Here is a 15,922-nt window from a genome sequence, read left to right as displayed (position 1 = left end):
AAAATTAAAGGTAGAAATCCAGGCGGAAGTAGATCGGCGCTTCGTGCTCGCTCAAGGCGGCCGGGCGTTCCAGGGAGTGGGCGAAGGTCACGCTGGCGGCCATGTGCTGGCCACGGGTGAACAACTCCAGGGAATTGCTGGAAGCCCTTCCGTGGACCTCACCGTTGTAACGATCATTACGGATCACACCCTGGTCGTAGCCAAGGCCAGCGCCATACTCGCTCAGCAGCGGGTGTAACCAGTCCCAGGTCACCGCCCGGCTCCAGCGCACGTCGTTGCGCCAGTAACCGCCGCTGTCGCCGGATAAAGTCTGGTCCTTGTAGCCACGCACCGAAGACAACCCGCCCACGCTCATACGCTGGGGGCTGAAGAGGATGTCTTCGCTGCGTTGACCGGTCATCAAGCTGCTGAACACCAGCGACTCACCCCACAACTTGAAGGGCTGCAAGTAGCTGATCGTGGCGGTGTACTTTCGGTACCTGGCGTTTGCCTGCCGGCTACCGAGCTCACCGCGTTCTGCCTGATCCTGAGCGCCCAGGGCACTGATGCCCTGCTGCAGACCCAGGTCGAGGTTGACGAACGCATTACCAACCCGGCGCCCGTGGTTGATGCCGAACTGGGCCTCGGTCAGCCGGTTGCTGCTGACCCCCAGGCGGCTCTTCTCGATGTAGTTGTTGGTGCGCAGGTGCGACAGACCGGCGTTGAGCGACGTCTTGCTCAGGGCGTCTCGGTGAACCACCCGTTCAGCGCGCAGTTGATGGCTCTCGCTATCACCGCTCTGCTTGAACCCAAAGCCGTTGACCTCGCCCTGGGAGCGATAGCGACTCTGGTTGAAGTTGTAGTTGAAGTTCCACCAGCCCATTGGCAGGTTGTAGTTGAGCGTCTCGTTATGGGAGATGCGCTGGTGATCACTGACCGCGTCACGCCCGCCGCGCAGCATCAACTGGTCCGCCAGCCCCAGGGGGCTGTCCCATTCAAAGCTGCTGCCCCATTGCTGCTCACCGGTGCTTTTCTGACCCTCGTTGCTGCGCCACAGGCCAGCACGCCAAGGTTTTTTCGGGTTGTTCTTGACCAGTACTTCGCTGCCGCCCACGGCCTTGCCAGGCGCCAATTCCATCTGCGCCTGGTTCGATGGCAAGCGGTTGAGTTGATCCACCAGTTGCTCGATATCGCGCAGATTGAGCAGCTCGCCTGTCTTACCCGGAAAGGCCATGGCCAACTCACGGCTGGACAGTTCGCTGCCCTCGGCTCCTTTCAAGCCCTCAAGGCGACCTTCAACCACCAGCACTTGCAGATGCCCGCTGGAAAGGTCCTGTTGCGGCAGATAGGCGCGACTGGTGACCAGGCCTTTTTCGATGTAGTGATCAGTGATGACCTTGAGCAGTTCGTTGAGCTGGGCCACGCCCAGGCACTGGCCGATGTACGGCTGCAGGAGGCGCTCACGCGCGACGGCCGAAAGGGAATCGGCGCCCTTGAGTTCGATCTGCTTGATGAGAAAGCAACGGCTGTCGGCAGGGGCCGCGGGCGCTGCAGGGGTGGCAGGCTTGCCGGGTAGATCCTTGAGTTCCTCAAGGCGTCGGCGCTGCTCTTCGAGCAGGCGGTCCTGACGGTCACGGATCAGGTCCTGGTCACCCGGGGAAGTCAATGTAGCGGCGTGGACGGTGCTCGTAAGAAGTGCGCTGAAAACCAATAGGCCAGGCAAAAACCGCGTCCCTGGAAATACGGGGTGCATGTTCGATCCATCGAAAAAATTAGTGGCAAATTAACATCACCCATCTGTTCAGACAAGAATTCGAGGCACTCAGCCTGTCCAGACGGTAGTAAAAACCGCTGTTTGCGACTCAATCGCTATTAAGCCCCTTTCCATAAACCCAAGGGCGGCGAGCCAACGACAAGGGAGAAAAGCTGCACTAAACCGTTGATTTGCTGTATTGCTATGGCAAATCTCAGTAAAATTCCCAGCCATGCGAAAACTTCTGTTGAGCGCCCTGGCGCTGGTTGTCATTGCCGCCCTGAGTGGCTACGGGTTCTGGACCGAACAGCGCCCGGCCGGGCACTACCTGTCGGACCTGCGCATCGAGCTGGCCCTGAGCGAAGGCGTGCCGGCCGATCACGGCAACCTGCTGGGCGTCGAGCCGCAACTGTTCCCCGGTGACTACCAGAGCCTGCAGCGCCTGCATCGCAAGCTGGCCGCCTACCTTGAACATGCCCGCGCCCAGGGCCTGATCAACGCCAAGACCATCGTTATCCTGCCGGAACACATCGGCACCTGGCTGTGGGCCCGTGGCGAGAAAAACGAGCTGTACCAGGTCACTGAGCGCCGCGAAGCCCTGCAGTGGCTGGAGCTGAGCAACCCGCTGCGTTATGGCCTGGCCATGCTTGGCGCCGAAGGTGACGACCGCCGCGCCGATGCCCACCTGCGAATGAAGGCCGGGCAGATGGCCGAGGACTACCAGCAGCTGTTCGGCGGCCTGGCCAAGGAGTTCGGCGTGACCCTGGTGGCGGGTTCCATCGTGCTACCTGAACCCTATGTCGAGCGCGGCACCCTGCGGATCGGCTCCGGCGCCCTGTACAACGCCAGCCTGGTATTCGCCAGCGATGGTTCGGTACTCGGCCAGCCGCAACGCCAGCAGCACCCGGACAGTGAAGTGCGGCGCTTTATCAGCAGCGGCACCGACCAGCCGCCGCAAGTACTGCAAACCCCGGCCGGGCGCCTCGGCGTGTTGATCGGCAGCGACAGCTGGTACCCGAGCAACCAGCAGCAACTGGTCAACCAGTTCGCCCAGATCGTCGCCAACCCGGTGTTCCTCAGCGGCCTCAACAGCTGGAACGCGCCATGGCGCGGCAACCGCCATCAGCCGCTGGCCTCGTCGCTGGCGCTCAAGCCTGGTCAAGTGAGCGAACGCGACGCCTGGCAGCGCCTGACCCTGGACGCCAACGCCGCCAAGGTCAGCAGCATGAGCGTGTTCCTGCGCGGGCGCTTCTGGGACCAGGCCGCCGATGGCCAGGGCTTTGCCCAACTCAACGGAGCGAACCTGGGCGGCACCGCCAGCCCGGGTGCGCGCCTGTTGAACGTCTGGCTGTAAGGCATGAACAGCCCGCGTGTGCGCCTGGGCGATCTGTCGGTCGGTTTTATCCAGCCGTTGAGCGAAACCCTGCAACAACGCGGGATCGATCCCGGGCCCCTGCTCACCCGCTACGGGCTGGACTCGGCGCGCCTGGCTGAACCGGGCGCGCGCCTGTCGATCCCGCGCTATATGCACCTGGGCCATGCCGCCATCGAGCTGACCGGCGATCCGGCCCTCGGGCTGCACATGGGCCACATCAGCCGCCTCGGCCAGGCCGGCCTGGCCGGCGTCACCGCAGCGCAAGCGCCAACAGTCGGCGAAGCGGCGCGCACCTTGCTGCGCTTCGAGCCCCTGTATGCGGCCAACTACCGCGGGCACTCAAGCTTTCATGAGGACAGCGGCGGCGCCTGGCTGCGCTTCTACTCGATCAGCCCGTACAACGCCTACAACCGCTTTGTAGTGGATTCACTATTGGCCGGCTGGCTGGCGCAGTTGTCGAGCCTGGCAGGGGTGGTCCTGCTGGCGGAACGGGTCGAGATCGAGTTCGAGGCGCCCGCCTACGCCGCCCACTACCAGGCCTTGAGCAGCAACCAAGTACAGTTCGGCGCGCCCACCAACCAGTTGCGCCTGAGCCGCGCCAACCTTGCCCTGCGCAACCCGGCGCACTGCCCGAGCACCTGGCAGCACCTGCTGCAACTGTGTGAGGCGGAGCTTGAACAACGCACACGGATACGCAGCCTGGGCGAGCGCATCGCGCACCTGCTGGGGCCGTTGCTGAACGGCGGACGGGAACCGGATCTGGAGGAAGTGGCCAGGCATCTGCAACTGCCGACCTGGACCCTGCGGCGCAAGCTGGCCGAGGAAGGCACGCAGTTTCGCGCCATCCTCAACGATACCCGGCGCGACCTGGCCATGACCTACATCCGCGACACGGAGCTGGCCTTTGGCGAGATCGCCTATTTGCTCGGGTTTGCCTCGGCAGAGGCCTTTCAGCGCGCGTTCAAGCGCTGGAACGGTATCACTCCGGGGGAGTTTCGCCGCAGCCAGCGGCGTACCGGCTGATTACAGCTCGGTAGCGTCTTCGGCGGGCTCGACCGGGTCGAGCTCAATGGCGCGGTATTCGAGTAGTTCTTCTTGATAGTCGTCCATCATCTGCTCCGTCGTTTCACATTCATGTCATTGATTCGTCAACGAGCCTAAAGTGCCGTGATGAAAGAAAAATGACAATGACGCTTATCAAAACAACGTAGCAGGGACTGCTGAATTTACAGCGGCGCCTGCCCGCTGCTGCTGGCCGGTGCTGCCGGGGCGATGCTCGGGGTCGGCTCGGCCGGCGTGCTGCTGTCCTGGACGCTGATCGGCGCAGCTTCTGCCGGTGGCGGTACCGGCTTCGAGCCGTTGCTGTCGTCCACCACTGGCGCGGCGGGCGCCTCGGCAGCCGGGGCCGGCGCAGGTTCGCTGACCGGCACGGCAGACGCCGGAGCCGCTGGCGCAGGCGCTTCGGCCGGCGTGGGGGCCAGGGCGGCCGGTGGCGCTACCGGCGCAGTTTCCGGCACACCCAGCTCCACTGCCGGCTTGGCCGCAGGCTTGGGGTCGGCCTTTTTCTTGTTTTCCTTGGGCAGGAAGCTTTCGACCAGAGCGAAGTAACGCTCGTAGAACTTGGCCGACGTCACGGTCTCGCTGGCGACCTTGACCATCGAATCATCGCTGGAACCGATCGGCATCGACACCGAACCCAGCACACCCACGCCGAGGCTGGCCGAGGTGTTGGATTTTTTCAGCGCGTAGCGGTCCTGCAGGGCGTTGGCGAACATGGTCGAGCGCTGCTCGTCGCCGCTGTCAGGGGCGCAGACCACATTGAAGCTGATCTGCAGGTGAGAATCGCCGGTCTGCTGGAAGCTCTTGTTGCCATTGACCTGGCCAGCGTCGCTGCTGGTGATGATGTAGCCCTGGCTGAGCAAGGCACGGCGCGCCGCTTCGCAGGTACCGGCTTCACTCACCGGAAAGCTGCGCGAGAAGGTGCCCGAGTCGGCGAAATTCTCGTGTTCGTAGATGGCAGCTTTCTTCGAAGAACAGCCGGAAACACCCGCCAGCACAAGGGCCAGCCCGAGCGCACTGCAGACGGTTGACTTTGACATTGCAAATCCTGAGGAAAACGGTCGGTGCCTATTGTGCAACACATCGGCGGAATGCTGAAACCATAGCCTGCCAATCACCGCAGAAAATTCATGCAAGGCGCCAGTTACCGCCCCTGACGCCGGGGTTTGACCATTGGTCGATAAGCCCACAGCAACTTCGACCAAGCCCTACCTGTTGATCGGATCCATCCGACTATTGCCTGGCACATTCTACGGCTACGCTGGCAACTAGCCACCACCCCATCCATACAGGTCGACAGGAGTTACCTCGGTGAAAAACCTCTCCGTGAAAATCAAGCTGTTGCTCGGTTTTGCGCCCATCCTGGTGTTGATGGCGCTGCTGGCCATTACCGCCATCAACAGCCTGAACACCCTGACCCAACGGGCCGACCGCCTGGTGTCGGTCAATTACATCCTCGACAACCTCAATGAAATGCGCGCCGCCCAACTGAGCTTCGAGCAACGGCGCGACGCCACCTTCGCCAGCCAGCTGACCAAGGCCCATCAACAGGCCACACAGTTGGTCGAGGAAAACCTCGCCGCCTTGCCCGATGCCGATTCGCAGCGCTTGCTCACAGCCACTGGCGACGACCTCAAGCAATACCTGGAGCAGTTCGAGCAACTGAAAGCGGCCACCGGAGGCACCCTGCTGCAGACCAAGCTTCACGATCAACTGCTGGAAAACGTCCATCGGGGCCTTGAAGCGATCAACCAGCTAATCACCCTGCAAAACCAGAAGAGCACCGAGGAGTCGAGCAACAGCCGCAGCTTGATGCTCAGCCTGCTGTTCGCCGCCCTGGTGCTGGGCGTGCTGATCAGCGCGCTGATCATCCGTCAGGTCACCCAGCCGCTGCGCCAGGCCGTGGAAATTGCCCGGCGCATTGGCGAAGGCGACCTGACCAACACCGCCAGCGAACCCCGCCGCGACGAGTTCGGCCAGTTGTTGCAAGCCCTGGCGCAAAGCGGCAACAACCTGCGGGAAATGCTCGGCCAGGCCGGGCATGTCACCCGCCAGCTGTCGACCGCCGCCGAAGAGCTGTCGACCATCACCGAACAGACCAGCGCCGGCATCACCAGCCAGAAGGTCGAGACCGACCAGGTGGCCACGGCGATGAGCGAGATGGTCGCTACCGTGCAGGAAGTCGCGCGCAATGCCGAAGAAGCCAGCGAAGCCACGCGCCAGGCCGACAGCCAGGCCAAACAGGGCAATCGCGTGGTGCAACAGGCCCTGAGCCAGATTGGCCAGTTGGCCGATGACATCGGCAACTCGGCCAGTGCGGTCAGTCAGTTGTCGGAAGAAAGCGAGCGTATCGGCACGGTAATGACGGTGATCAACGCCATTGCCGAGCAGACCAACCTGCTGGCCCTCAACGCCGCCATTGAAGCAGCGCGCGCTGGCGAGGCCGGCCGCGGTTTTGCCGTGGTGGCCGACGAGGTACGCGGGCTGGCCCAGCGTACCCAGCAGTCGACAGCGCAGATCGAGACGCTGATCGTGTCCTTGCAACAGGGCGCGCAGAAGGCTGCCGAAATGATGCACGCCAACCAGCAGCAGGTCGGCGGCACGGTAGCGTTGGCCAATCAGGCCGGTATCGAACTGCAGGCCATCACCCAGACCGTGACCAGCATCCAGAGCATGAACCTGCAGATCGCCACCGCTGCCGAACAGCAGAGCAGCGTGGCCGAATCGATCAACCGCAGCGTGCTCAGCGTGCGTGACGTGGCTGAACAGTCGTCAACCGCTTCGCAGCAGACCGCGGCCTCGTCGGTGGAACTGGCGCGCCTGGGCAGCGAACTGCAACAACTGGTGGCGCGCTTTCGGGTTTGACGGTCAGATCAGCCGAACAGGCCGCCGTCATCACTGTCGATCACGATCGACGACAGGCTCACATGCCGCGGCCGGGTCACGGCAAACAGCACGGCCTCGACCACGTCACGGTTGGTGCCGCGCTCGCCCTTCTGACGCAGGGCAGCCGCCTCCCAGGCAGGTTCAGTCGGCGAAATATCGTCCAGGTACGGCGGGTGCACGCACAGCGAACGGATCGGCGTACCGGCCAACTGCTGGTGCAGCCCCTCTGCCAGCGCACGCTGAGCCTGCTTGGCGGCGTAGAACGGCACTGAGACGCTGTGCAAGGCGGCATTGGGCAGCGCGCTGATCGAGCCTATGGTGACGATGTCCGGGCGCTGAGAGCGGCGCAGGGAAGGCAGCAAGCCCTGGGTGAAGAGGAAGGTACCGGTGACTGCGGCGTTGATCACGCCGTGGACCTCTTCAGGGGAATAACCCTCTTCGTTCTGCTCCAGCCACATGGCGCCGTTGTTGATCAGCAGGTCGATGGTTGGCAAGCGCTGGCTGATGGCCTGGGTAGCGCGGGTGACGCTGGCGCTGTCGGCGAGGTCGACCTGGACAGTCAACGGCAGATGGCCGCTGCGGGTTTCGATGGTGGCGGCGACTTGGGCCAGCGCGGCTTCGTTGCGGCCACAGAGCACCACCTTGCAACCGGCGTCAGCCAGGGAGATGGCCAGGGCCGCACCCAGGCCGCGTCCGGCACCGGTGATTACCGCGATCGAGTCTTGAAGCTTGTTCATCCTGAACCTCAGTGGAAGACTGGAGGCTCCAGCATAACGGTTGTCAGGGATTTGATGTTGATCATGCGGGCCTCATCACGGGTCAAGTCGGATCGCCGCACCGCCGCTCCTGCAGAGTCCGAAATTCAGGCACAAAAAAAGCGACCCGAGGGGCGCTTTGTTTGTTACTGCAATATGGCGCAGCGGACGGGACTCGAACCCGCGACCCCCGGCGTGACAGGCCGGTATTCTAACCGACTGAACTACCGCTGCGTGTCGTGCTCACCCGAGTTGCGTAAAGGCTGCAAATCTCGGGCACAAAAAAAGCAACCTCAGGTCGCTCTCTTTGTTGCTTCGAGGAGTTCAAGGGCCTCGAAGCGAAGATGGCGCAGCGGACGGGACTCGAACCCGCGACCCCCGGCGTGACAGGCCGGTATTCTAACCGACTGAACTACCGCTGCGTATCGTACAGGCTTGCGCCCGCTTGAAACTGGGATCTGGCTACAAGGCCTTAGCCTTGAAACCTCAAACCGGTCGTTAAACCGATCTGGAAAATAGTGGCGCAGCGGACGGGACTCGAACCCGCGACCCCCGGCGTGACAGGCCGGTATTCTAACCGACTGAACTACCGCTGCGCATATGGACTTGCGTCCGGTTCCTCTCTGGTAACACCTTCTTGCGAAAGTGTCGGGTCAGGAACATCTCAGGAAGTGGTGGGTGATGACGGGATCGAACCGCCGACCCTCTGCTTGTAAGGCAGATGCTCTCCCGGCTGAGCTAATCACCCGTGTGCTTCGCTGAGGTGGCGAAATTTACGCAGGTATCGAACCTAAGTCAATACCCCCGTTGAAGTTTTTTTCAAAAAGGGCAAAAAAAGCAGTGTTACTTGTAGATCATCTTCTTGGTCATACCACCGTCGACCACGAATTCCTGGCCGGTGACGAATCCGGCATTGCGCGACAGCAACCAGGCCACCATCGCCGCCACATCTTCCACCGTCCCTACCCTGCCCGCCGGATGCTGGGCATGGTCGGCTTCGCTCAGGGGCTCGGCACGGCGCTGGGCAGGATCACGGGCATCGATCCAGCCAGGGCTTACCGCATTGACGCGAATCTCCGGGCCCAGGCTCATGGCCAGGGCATGGGTCAGGGCCAGCAGCCCGCCCTTGCTCGCGGCATAGGCCTCGGTGTCGGGTTCCGATTGCGCAGCACGGGTAGAGGCCAGGTTGACGATCGCCCCGCAATGGGCGCGCAGGTACGGCGCACAGTGCTTGGCCAGCAGCATCGGGCCACCGAGGTTGACCGCCAGCACCCGGTTCCAGTGCGCCAGGCTCAGGCTTTCGAGGGTGGTGTTGTGCGGGTCGGCAATCGCCGCATTGCACACCAGGGCGTCGAGCCGGCCAAACTGGCCCAGCACCTCGGCAACGCCGGTCATCACCTGGGTTTCGTCGGCGACATCCATGCCGACGAACCAGGCGTTGTCGCCAAGCACCTTGGCCACTTTTGCGCCACGGGCACGGTCGAGGTCGGTAAGCACCACCTGCCAGCCTTCGCTGATCAGCCAGGCAGCAATGCCCAGGCCAATGCCCCGCGCCGCCCCGGTGACCAGGGCGACGCGGCCGTTATGGCTGCTGTCGCCCACCGACCAGTCGATCACAGCGCCGCCAGCCCGCGGGCCAGATCGGCCTTGAGGTCAGCGACGTCTTCCAGGCCCACGGCAACCCGGATCAGGCTGTCGCGAATGCCGGCGGCCTCACGCTCCTGCGGCGACAGACGGCCGTGGGAGGTGGTGCCCGGGTGGGTGATGGTGGTCTTGCTGTCACCCAGGTTGGCGGTGATCGAAATCAGCCGGGTGGCGTCGATGAAGCGCCAGGCGCCCTCTTTGCCGCCCTTGACCTCGAAGCTCACCACCGCGCCGAAGCCGCTCATCTGCTGCTTGGCCAGCTCATGCTGCGGATGGCTCTGCAGGCCCGCGTAATGGACCTTGTCGATGCCGTCCTGCTGCTCCAGCCATTCGGCCAGGGCCTGGGCGTTGGCGCAGTGGGCGCGCATGCGCAGGTTGAGGGTCTCCAGGCCCTTGAGGAAGATCCAGGCGTTGAACGGGCTCAGGGACGGCCCGGCGGTGCGCAGAAAGCCCACCACTTCCTTCATCTGCTCGCTGCGCCCGGCAACCACGCCGCCCATGCAACGACCCTGGCCGTCGATGAACTTGGTCGCCGAGTGCACGACAATGTCGGCGCCCAGCTTCAGCGGCTGCTGCAAGGCCGGGGTGCTGAAACAGTTGTCGACTACCAGTTGCGCGCCCTTGGCATGGGCGATCTCGGCCAGGGCGGCGATATCCACAAGCTCCGCCAAGGGGTTTGAGGGCGATTCGACGAACAGCAGCTTGGTGTTGGCCTTGATCGCCTGGTCCCAGGCGGCCAGATCGGTCAGCGGCACGTAGTCGACCTGCACGCCGAAGCGCTTGAAGTACTTCTCGAACAGGCTGATGGTCGAACCGAAGACGCTCTGCGACACCAGCACGTGGTCGCCGGCGCTGCACAGGGCCATGACGATCGAGAGGATCGCCGACATGCCGGTGGAGGTGGCTACCGCCTGCTCGGCGCCTTCAAGGGCGGCGATGCGCTCTTCGAACGCGCGCACGGTCGGGTTGGTGTAGCGTGAATAGACGTTGCCTGGAACCTCGCCGGCGAACCGCGCGGCGGCATCGGCCGCCGTACGGAACACGTAGCTGGAGGTGAAGAACAGCGGGTCGCTGTGCTCACCTTCCGGCGTGCGATGCTGGCCGGCGCGTACCGCCAGCGTGTCGAAAGCGACCCCTTCGAGGTCGCTGTCCAGGCGCCCGGCATCCCATTCCTGTGTCATGCCGCTGCTCCTAACTTAGTTGTTGTAGAGGTCGATGATCGCGCTGACCGCCTGGTTCTTGACCTTGGAGGCGTCGTTACGCGCCTGCTCGATCTTGTCCAGGTAGGCTTCGTCGATGTCGCCGGTGACGTACTTGCCGTCGAATACCGCGCAATCGAAATGCTCGATCTTGATCTTGCCACCGCCGACCGCTTCGATCAGGTCCGGCAGGTCCTGGTAGACCAGCCAGTCGGCGCCAATCAGTTCGGCGACATCCTGGGTGCTGCGATTGTGTGCGATCAGCTCGTGGGCACTCGGCATGTCGATGCCGTAGACGTTAGGGAAGCGTACCGCCGGAGCAGCCGAGCAGAAGTAGACGTTTTTCGCGCCGGCTTCGCGGGCCATCTGGATGATCTGCTTGCAGGTGGTGCCGCGCACGATCGAGTCGTCCACCAGCATCACGTTCTTGCCGCGGAATTCCAGCTCGATGGCGTTGAGTTTCTGGCGCACCGATTTCTTGCGTGCGGCCTGGCCGGGCATGATGAAGGTACGGCCGATGTAGCGGTTCTTGACGAAGCCTTCGCGGAACTTGACGCCCAGGTGGTTGGCCAGTTCCAGCGCTGCGGTGCGGCTGGTGTCGGGAATCGGGATGACCACGTCGATGTCGTGGTCAGGGCGCTCGCGCTGGATCTTCTCGGCCAGCTTCTCGCCCATGCGCAGACGCGCCTTGTACACCGAGACGCCGTCGATGATCGAGTCAGGGCGAGCCAGGTAGACGTGCTCGAAGATGCACGGCGACAGCTGCGGGTTGGTCGCGCACTGACGGGTGTGCAGCTTGCCCTCTTCAGTGATGTATACCGCCTCGCCCGGTGCCAGGTCACGGATCAGGGTGAAGCCCAGCACGTCCAGCGACACGCTTTCGGAGGCGATCATGTACTCGACGCCTTCGTCGGTGTGACGCTGGCCGAAAACGATCGGGCGAATACCGTTCGGGTCACGGAAACCAACGATGCCATAGCCGGTGATCATCGCCACCACCGCGTAGCCGCCGACACAGCGGTTGTGCACGTCGGTGACCGCGGCGAACACGTCTTCTTCGGTCGGTTGCAGCTTGCCACGCACCGCCAGCTCATGGGCGAAGACGTTGAGCAGCACTTCCGAATCGGAATTGGTGTTGACGTGGCGCAGGTCGGACTCGTAGATCTCCTTGGCCAACTGTTCGACGTTGGTCAGGTTGCCGTTGTGCGCCAGGGTGATGCCGTAGGGCGAGTTGACGTAGAACGGCTGGGCCTCGGCCGAGGTCGAGCTGCCCGCGGTCGGGTAGCGCACATGGCCAATACCCATGTGACCGACCAGGCGCTGCATATGGCGCTGCTGGAACACGTCACGGACCAGGCCGTTGTCCTTGCGCAGGAATAACCGGCCATCATGACTGGTCACAATACCGGCAGCGTCCTGGCCGCGGTGCTGGAGGACGGTTAGCGCGTCATACAGCGCCTGATTGACGTTCGACTTACCGACGATACCGACGATGCCACACATGCGACGCAACCCCTACTTAATGAAACTGGATTGAAAAGCGCTCAAGGCGTTTTGGGCCCCAGCAGCTGTTCCTGGAACGGGAGATCAGCCGGTGCGCTGATCCCGCTGGCTAGCCACTGACTGGTGAAACCCAGAATGAGGTTTTTCGACCAGTCAGCCACCAATAGAAATTGTGGCAGGAGGCGAGACTCCTGCCACCACTGATCCTGTTGTACCGGCCCCAGGCTCAACAGCCCGACAGCCACTACCACCAGCAAGGCCCCACGGGCGGCACCAAAGGCCATGCCCAGGAAGCGATCGGTCCCGGACAGCCCGGTGACGCGAATCAGCTCGCCGATGAGAAAGTTGATCATGGCCCCCACCAGCAGGGTGGCGACGAAAAGAATGGCGCATCCGCCGATGACCCGGGCCGAAGGCGTCTGGATATAAGCTTCCAGGTACTGCGACAGCGAGCCACCGAACATCCAGGCCACGGCACCGGCGATGATCCAGGTAAGCAGCGACAAGGCCTCTTTGACAAAGCCGCGCTTGAGACTGATCAGCGAAGAAATGGCGATGATCGCGAGAATCGCCCAGTCGACCCAGGTAAATGCCACAGTGTTGCCTGCAAACGGATAAGGCGGCGCATTTTACCAGAGCAACGGGCTGTCGGTAAGCAGTGATTTACCGCCCGGTACGGGCCGGGCGGCAAGGGTTCAACTGCGCTCGGGCTGGAAGCGTACGACAAAGCCCTTGAGCTTCTGCTGGCGGTTGATCACATCGCGCAGGCGCTCGGCCTCGGCGCGCTCGATCAACGGCCCGACATACACCCGGTTCATGCCTTCGGCCGAACGGATATAGGCATTGTAGCCCTGGCTGCGCAGGGTTTTCTGCAGGTTGTCGGCGCTTGCGCGATTGGACAGGCTAGCCATCTGGATCGACCAGCTGACCGGCAGGCCATTGGCGTCGACCTTGCTTGCAGCCGGTTTAGGCGCGGTGGCGACCGTAGCTGCCGGCTTGGTTTCGACCTTGGCTGGCGCAGGCGCAGCCGGTTTTGCGGCGACAGCCGGTGCAGCCGGGGCTGACGTCGGCGTGGCGCTTGGCGCCGGGGCAATCGGCGTGCTCGGCGCCTGTACCGGTGCAGCGGACTGCTCGACGATGACCGGCTCTTCAGGCAACACCTGCGGCTCCGGGACCTGAACAGGCTCGACCTGCACTTGCGGCAGGGTCGGCGCAGCCGGTGCCTCGGGGGCCGAGACACGCACCTGGCGCATTTCGTCTTCGCGGGAGAACAGCATCGGCAGGAAAATCACCGCCAGTGCCACCAGCACCAGCGCCCCGACCATGCGTTGCTTGACCACTTTATCCAGCAATGCCATTTGCCCCGTCCTCCGTGGCCTGCCGGTCGAGCCACTGCAAGGCTTCGCCGACACAGAAAAATGATCCGAACAGCAGGATTTCATCATCCGCCGTTGCCTGTGCGCACTGCCCTTCCAGGGCCTGCGCAACACTGGCGTAAGACTGCACCACAGCGCCAAGGTTCGTCAGCGCCACCTGCAACTCGCTTGCAAGCCGGCTGCGGGCGGTTTCCAGCGGCGCCACGGCCCAGGCCTGAACCTGAGATTGCAGCGGCTTGATCACCCCTTCGAGGTCCTTGTCGGCCAGCAAACCGAACACGGCCAGGCGCTTGCCCGGCACTGGCCGGGCAGCCAGGCGCTGAGCCAGGTACTCGGCAGCATGCGGGTTGTGCCCGACATCCATGAGAATAGTCAACGCTTTGCCTTGCCAGGTGAAGGCCCGACGATCAAGGCGGCCGACCATGCGCGTATCGCGCAGGGTCTTGGCGATCTGCCCGGCATCCCACGGCAGGTCGAGCAACAGGTAGGCCTGCAGCGCCAGCGCGGCGTTTTCCATCGGCAGGTCGAGCAGGGGCAGATCATACAGCTCGACCGTCTGGCCGCGCGCATCGACGCCCCGCCACTGCCAGTGGTGATCGGTGCTGGCGAGGTCGAAATCACGCCCACGCAGGAAGAACGGGCACGCCAGTTCGCGCGCCTTGTCGAGCAGCGGCTGTGGCGGGTTCAGGTCACCACACAGGGCCGGCTTGCCCTGACGGAAGATCCCGGCCTTCTCGAAGGCCACCAACTCTCGCGTGTCGCCCAGGTAGTCGACATGATCGACACCTATGCTGGTGACCAGTGCAACATCGGCATCGACGATGTTGACAGTGTCCAGCCGCCCGCCCAGGCCGACCTCAAGCACCACGGCGTCCAGCGCCGCCTGCTTGAACAGCCAGAGCGCCGCCAGGGTGCCGGCCTCGAAGTAGGTCAGGGAGATTTCGCCGCGGGCCGCTTCGACAGCGGCAAAGGCCTGGCACAGTTGCTCATCGCCGGCTTCAGCGCCGTTGATCTGCACCCGCTCGTTGTAACGCAGCAGGTGCGGCGAGCTGTAGACACCGACCTTGAGACCCTGGGCGCGCAGCAACGCGGCGACAAAGGCACAGGTCGAACCCTTGCCGTTGGTGCCGGTCACGGTGATTACCCGTGGCGCCGGCTGGCCCAGCCCGAGCCGCGCAGCGACCTGTTGCGAACGCTCCAGGCCCATGTCGATGGCCGACGGATGCAACTGCTCGAGGTAGGCGAGCCAGTCGCCAAGGGTACGTTGGGTCATACGGTGGCAGGCGCCGGCGGAACGATGATCGGCTCGATCACCGGAGCGACGAACTTCGGCGTCGGCAGGCCCATCATCTGGGCCAGCAGGTTGCCCAGGCGCGGACGCAGCTCCTGACGCGGGATGATCATGTCGATGGCGCCGTGCTCCAGCAGGAACTCGCTGCGCTGGAAGCCTTCTGGCAGCTTCTCGCGTACGGTCTGCTCGATCACGCGCGGGCCGGCGAAGCCGATCAGCGCTTTCGGCTCACCGACGATGACGTCGCCAAGCATTGCCAGGCTGGCGGAAACGCCGCCGTAGACCGGGTCGGTCAGCACCGAGATGAACGGAATGCCTTCTTCGCGCAGGCGCGCCAGTACCGCCGAGGTCTTGGCCATCTGCATCAGCGAGATCAGCGCTTCCTGCATGCGCGCACCACCGGAGGCCGAGAAGCAGACCATCGGGCAGCGGTTTTCCAGGGCGTAGTTGGCGGCACGTACGAAACGCTCGCCGACGATGGCACCCATGGAACCGCCCATGAAGGAGAATTCGAAGGCGCTGACCACGATCGGCATGCCCAGCAGGGTGCCGCTCATGGAAATCAGTGCGTCCTTCTCGCCGGTCTGCTTCTGGGCGGCAGTCAGGCGGTCCTTGTACTTCTTGCCATCGCGAAACTTCAGGCGGTCGACCGGCTCCAGCTCGGCACCAAGTTCCGCGCGGCCTTCGGCGTCAAGGAAGATGTCGATACGGGCGCGGGCGCCGATACGCATGTGATGGTTGCACTTAGGGCAGACATCCAGGGTCTTTTCCAGCTCCGGACGATACAGCACGGCCTCGCAGGACGGGCACTTGTGCCACAGACCTTCTGGGACCGAACTCTTCTTCACCTCGGAACGCATGATCGAAGGGATCAGTTTGTCTACTAACCAGTTGCTCATGCTTTCTTTCTCCAGTAGCGGCGACCGGCAGGCTATGGCTGCCAGCTCGCGCGTATGCCCTTGAGCTCAATTCGTGTATGTCGCGATGATGGTCCGGCTCCGGTGCCCGCCTGCAGCGAGCCACCCCGATACCGCACCCTCGTCAACCTGTAAGGGCGACGCCTATGGCGTCACCCGGTAATTTCGACCGGCCCATGGGCGCG

At 63.4% G+C, this 15,922-nt stretch carries 13 protein-coding genes and 4 tRNA genes; 3 read left to right on the top strand and 14 right to left on the bottom strand.

Going from position 1 to position 15,922, the window contains the following annotated elements; translation table 11 throughout:
- Positions 1–4: 4 nt before the first annotated feature.
- Positions 5–1,732 carry a ShlB/FhaC/HecB family hemolysin secretion/activation protein gene (locus F8N82_RS05485; protein ID WP_038994205.1) on the bottom strand — a complete coding sequence of 576 codons (1,728 nt, stop codon included), beginning with the start codon at positions 1,730–1,732 and terminating at the stop codon, positions 5–7.
- Positions 1,733–1,964: 232 nt separating this feature from the next.
- On the opposite strand from F8N82_RS05485, the gene F8N82_RS05480 reads away from it, so the two are divergent.
- Together F8N82_RS05480 and F8N82_RS05475 are read left to right on the top strand one after the other, a co-directional pair.
- Entirely contained in the window at positions 1,965–3,086 is a 1,122-nt protein-coding gene (locus F8N82_RS05480; RefSeq protein ID WP_038994204.1) for a nitrilase-related carbon-nitrogen hydrolase, read from the top strand.
- A 3-nt stretch (positions 3,087–3,089) separates the two neighbouring features.
- The gene (locus F8N82_RS05475; protein ID WP_038994203.1) at positions 3,090–4,130 is read left to right on the top strand and encodes an AraC family transcriptional regulator; all 1,041 of its coding nucleotides are present in this window, start codon (positions 3,090–3,092) and stop codon (positions 4,128–4,130) included.
- A gap of 203 nt (positions 4,131–4,333) precedes the next feature.
- Here F8N82_RS05475 and F8N82_RS05470 read toward each other — a convergent pair whose 3' ends face one another.
- Positions 4,334–5,206 carry a DUF2242 domain-containing protein gene (locus tag F8N82_RS05470; protein WP_038994202.1) on the bottom strand — a complete coding sequence of 291 codons (873 nt, stop codon included), beginning with the start codon at positions 5,204–5,206 and terminating at the stop codon, positions 4,334–4,336.
- 271 nt (positions 5,207–5,477) lie between these two features.
- Between F8N82_RS05470 and F8N82_RS05465 the strand changes: the two genes are divergently transcribed.
- Positions 5,478–7,031: a methyl-accepting chemotaxis protein gene (locus F8N82_RS05465; RefSeq protein WP_038994200.1), complete on the top strand. Its 1,554-nt coding sequence runs from the start codon at positions 5,478–5,480 to the stop codon at positions 7,029–7,031.
- 8 nt (positions 7,032–7,039) lie between these two features.
- Here F8N82_RS05465 and F8N82_RS05460 read toward each other — a convergent pair whose 3' ends face one another.
- The 12 genes from F8N82_RS05460 to accD all read right to left on the bottom strand — a co-directional run bounded on the left by F8N82_RS05460 (position 7,040) and on the right by accD (position 15,719).
- The gene (locus F8N82_RS05460; protein ID WP_038994199.1) at positions 7,040–7,789 is read right to left on the bottom strand and encodes an SDR family oxidoreductase; all 750 of its coding nucleotides are present in this window, start codon (positions 7,787–7,789) and stop codon (positions 7,040–7,042) included.
- Positions 7,790–7,964: 175 nt separating this feature from the next.
- A tRNA-Asp gene (locus F8N82_RS05455) sits at positions 7,965–8,041 on the bottom strand.
- Between the two features lie 111 nt (positions 8,042–8,152).
- Positions 8,153–8,229, bottom strand: a tRNA-Asp gene (locus F8N82_RS05450).
- A 97-nt stretch (positions 8,230–8,326) separates the two neighbouring features.
- Positions 8,327–8,403, bottom strand: a tRNA-Asp gene (locus F8N82_RS05445).
- Between the two features lie 76 nt (positions 8,404–8,479).
- A tRNA-Val gene (locus tag F8N82_RS05440) sits at positions 8,480–8,555 on the bottom strand.
- Between the two features lie 95 nt (positions 8,556–8,650).
- Positions 8,651–9,409, bottom strand: coding sequence for an SDR family oxidoreductase (locus F8N82_RS05435; RefSeq protein WP_176470410.1), 759 nt, complete (start codon positions 9,407–9,409; stop codon positions 8,651–8,653).
- An 11-nt stretch (positions 9,410–9,420) separates the two neighbouring features.
- Positions 9,421–10,632, bottom strand: a complete 1,212-nt coding sequence (locus F8N82_RS05430; protein ID WP_038994196.1) for an O-succinylhomoserine sulfhydrylase — start codon at positions 10,630–10,632, stop codon at positions 9,421–9,423.
- 15 nt (positions 10,633–10,647) lie between these two features.
- Positions 10,648–12,153, bottom strand: coding sequence for an amidophosphoribosyltransferase (gene purF / locus F8N82_RS05425; RefSeq protein ID WP_038994195.1), 1,506 nt, complete (start codon positions 12,151–12,153; stop codon positions 10,648–10,650).
- 41 nt (positions 12,154–12,194) lie between these two features.
- Complete coding sequence (locus F8N82_RS05420; protein WP_036996463.1) at positions 12,195–12,749, bottom strand: CvpA family protein; 555 nt, start codon at positions 12,747–12,749, stop codon at positions 12,195–12,197.
- Between the two features lie 99 nt (positions 12,750–12,848).
- The gene (locus F8N82_RS05415) at positions 12,849–13,511 is read right to left on the bottom strand and encodes an SPOR domain-containing protein (RefSeq protein WP_038994193.1); all 663 of its coding nucleotides are present in this window, start codon (positions 13,509–13,511) and stop codon (positions 12,849–12,851) included.
- The gene (folC, locus tag F8N82_RS05410; protein WP_038994192.1) at positions 13,495–14,802 is read right to left on the bottom strand and encodes a bifunctional tetrahydrofolate synthase/dihydrofolate synthase; all 1,308 of its coding nucleotides are present in this window, start codon (positions 14,800–14,802) and stop codon (positions 13,495–13,497) included. The genes F8N82_RS05415 and folC overlap by 17 nt, the downstream gene beginning before the upstream one ends.
- On the bottom strand, positions 14,799–15,719 hold the full coding sequence (gene accD, locus F8N82_RS05405) for an acetyl-CoA carboxylase, carboxyltransferase subunit beta (RefSeq protein WP_038994191.1): 921 nt from the start codon (positions 15,717–15,719) through the stop codon (positions 14,799–14,801). Before accD ends, folC begins: the two co-directional genes overlap by 4 nt.
- Between the last annotated feature and the right edge of the window lie 203 nt (positions 15,720–15,922).

The organism is Pseudomonas fluorescens (assembly GCF_902497775.2).
Classification (GTDB): domain Bacteria; phylum Pseudomonadota; class Gammaproteobacteria; order Pseudomonadales; family Pseudomonadaceae; genus Aquipseudomonas; species Aquipseudomonas putida_F.
Note: the sequence above shows the minus strand (reverse complement) of the source record. Positions and strands in the feature narration are given on the sequence as shown.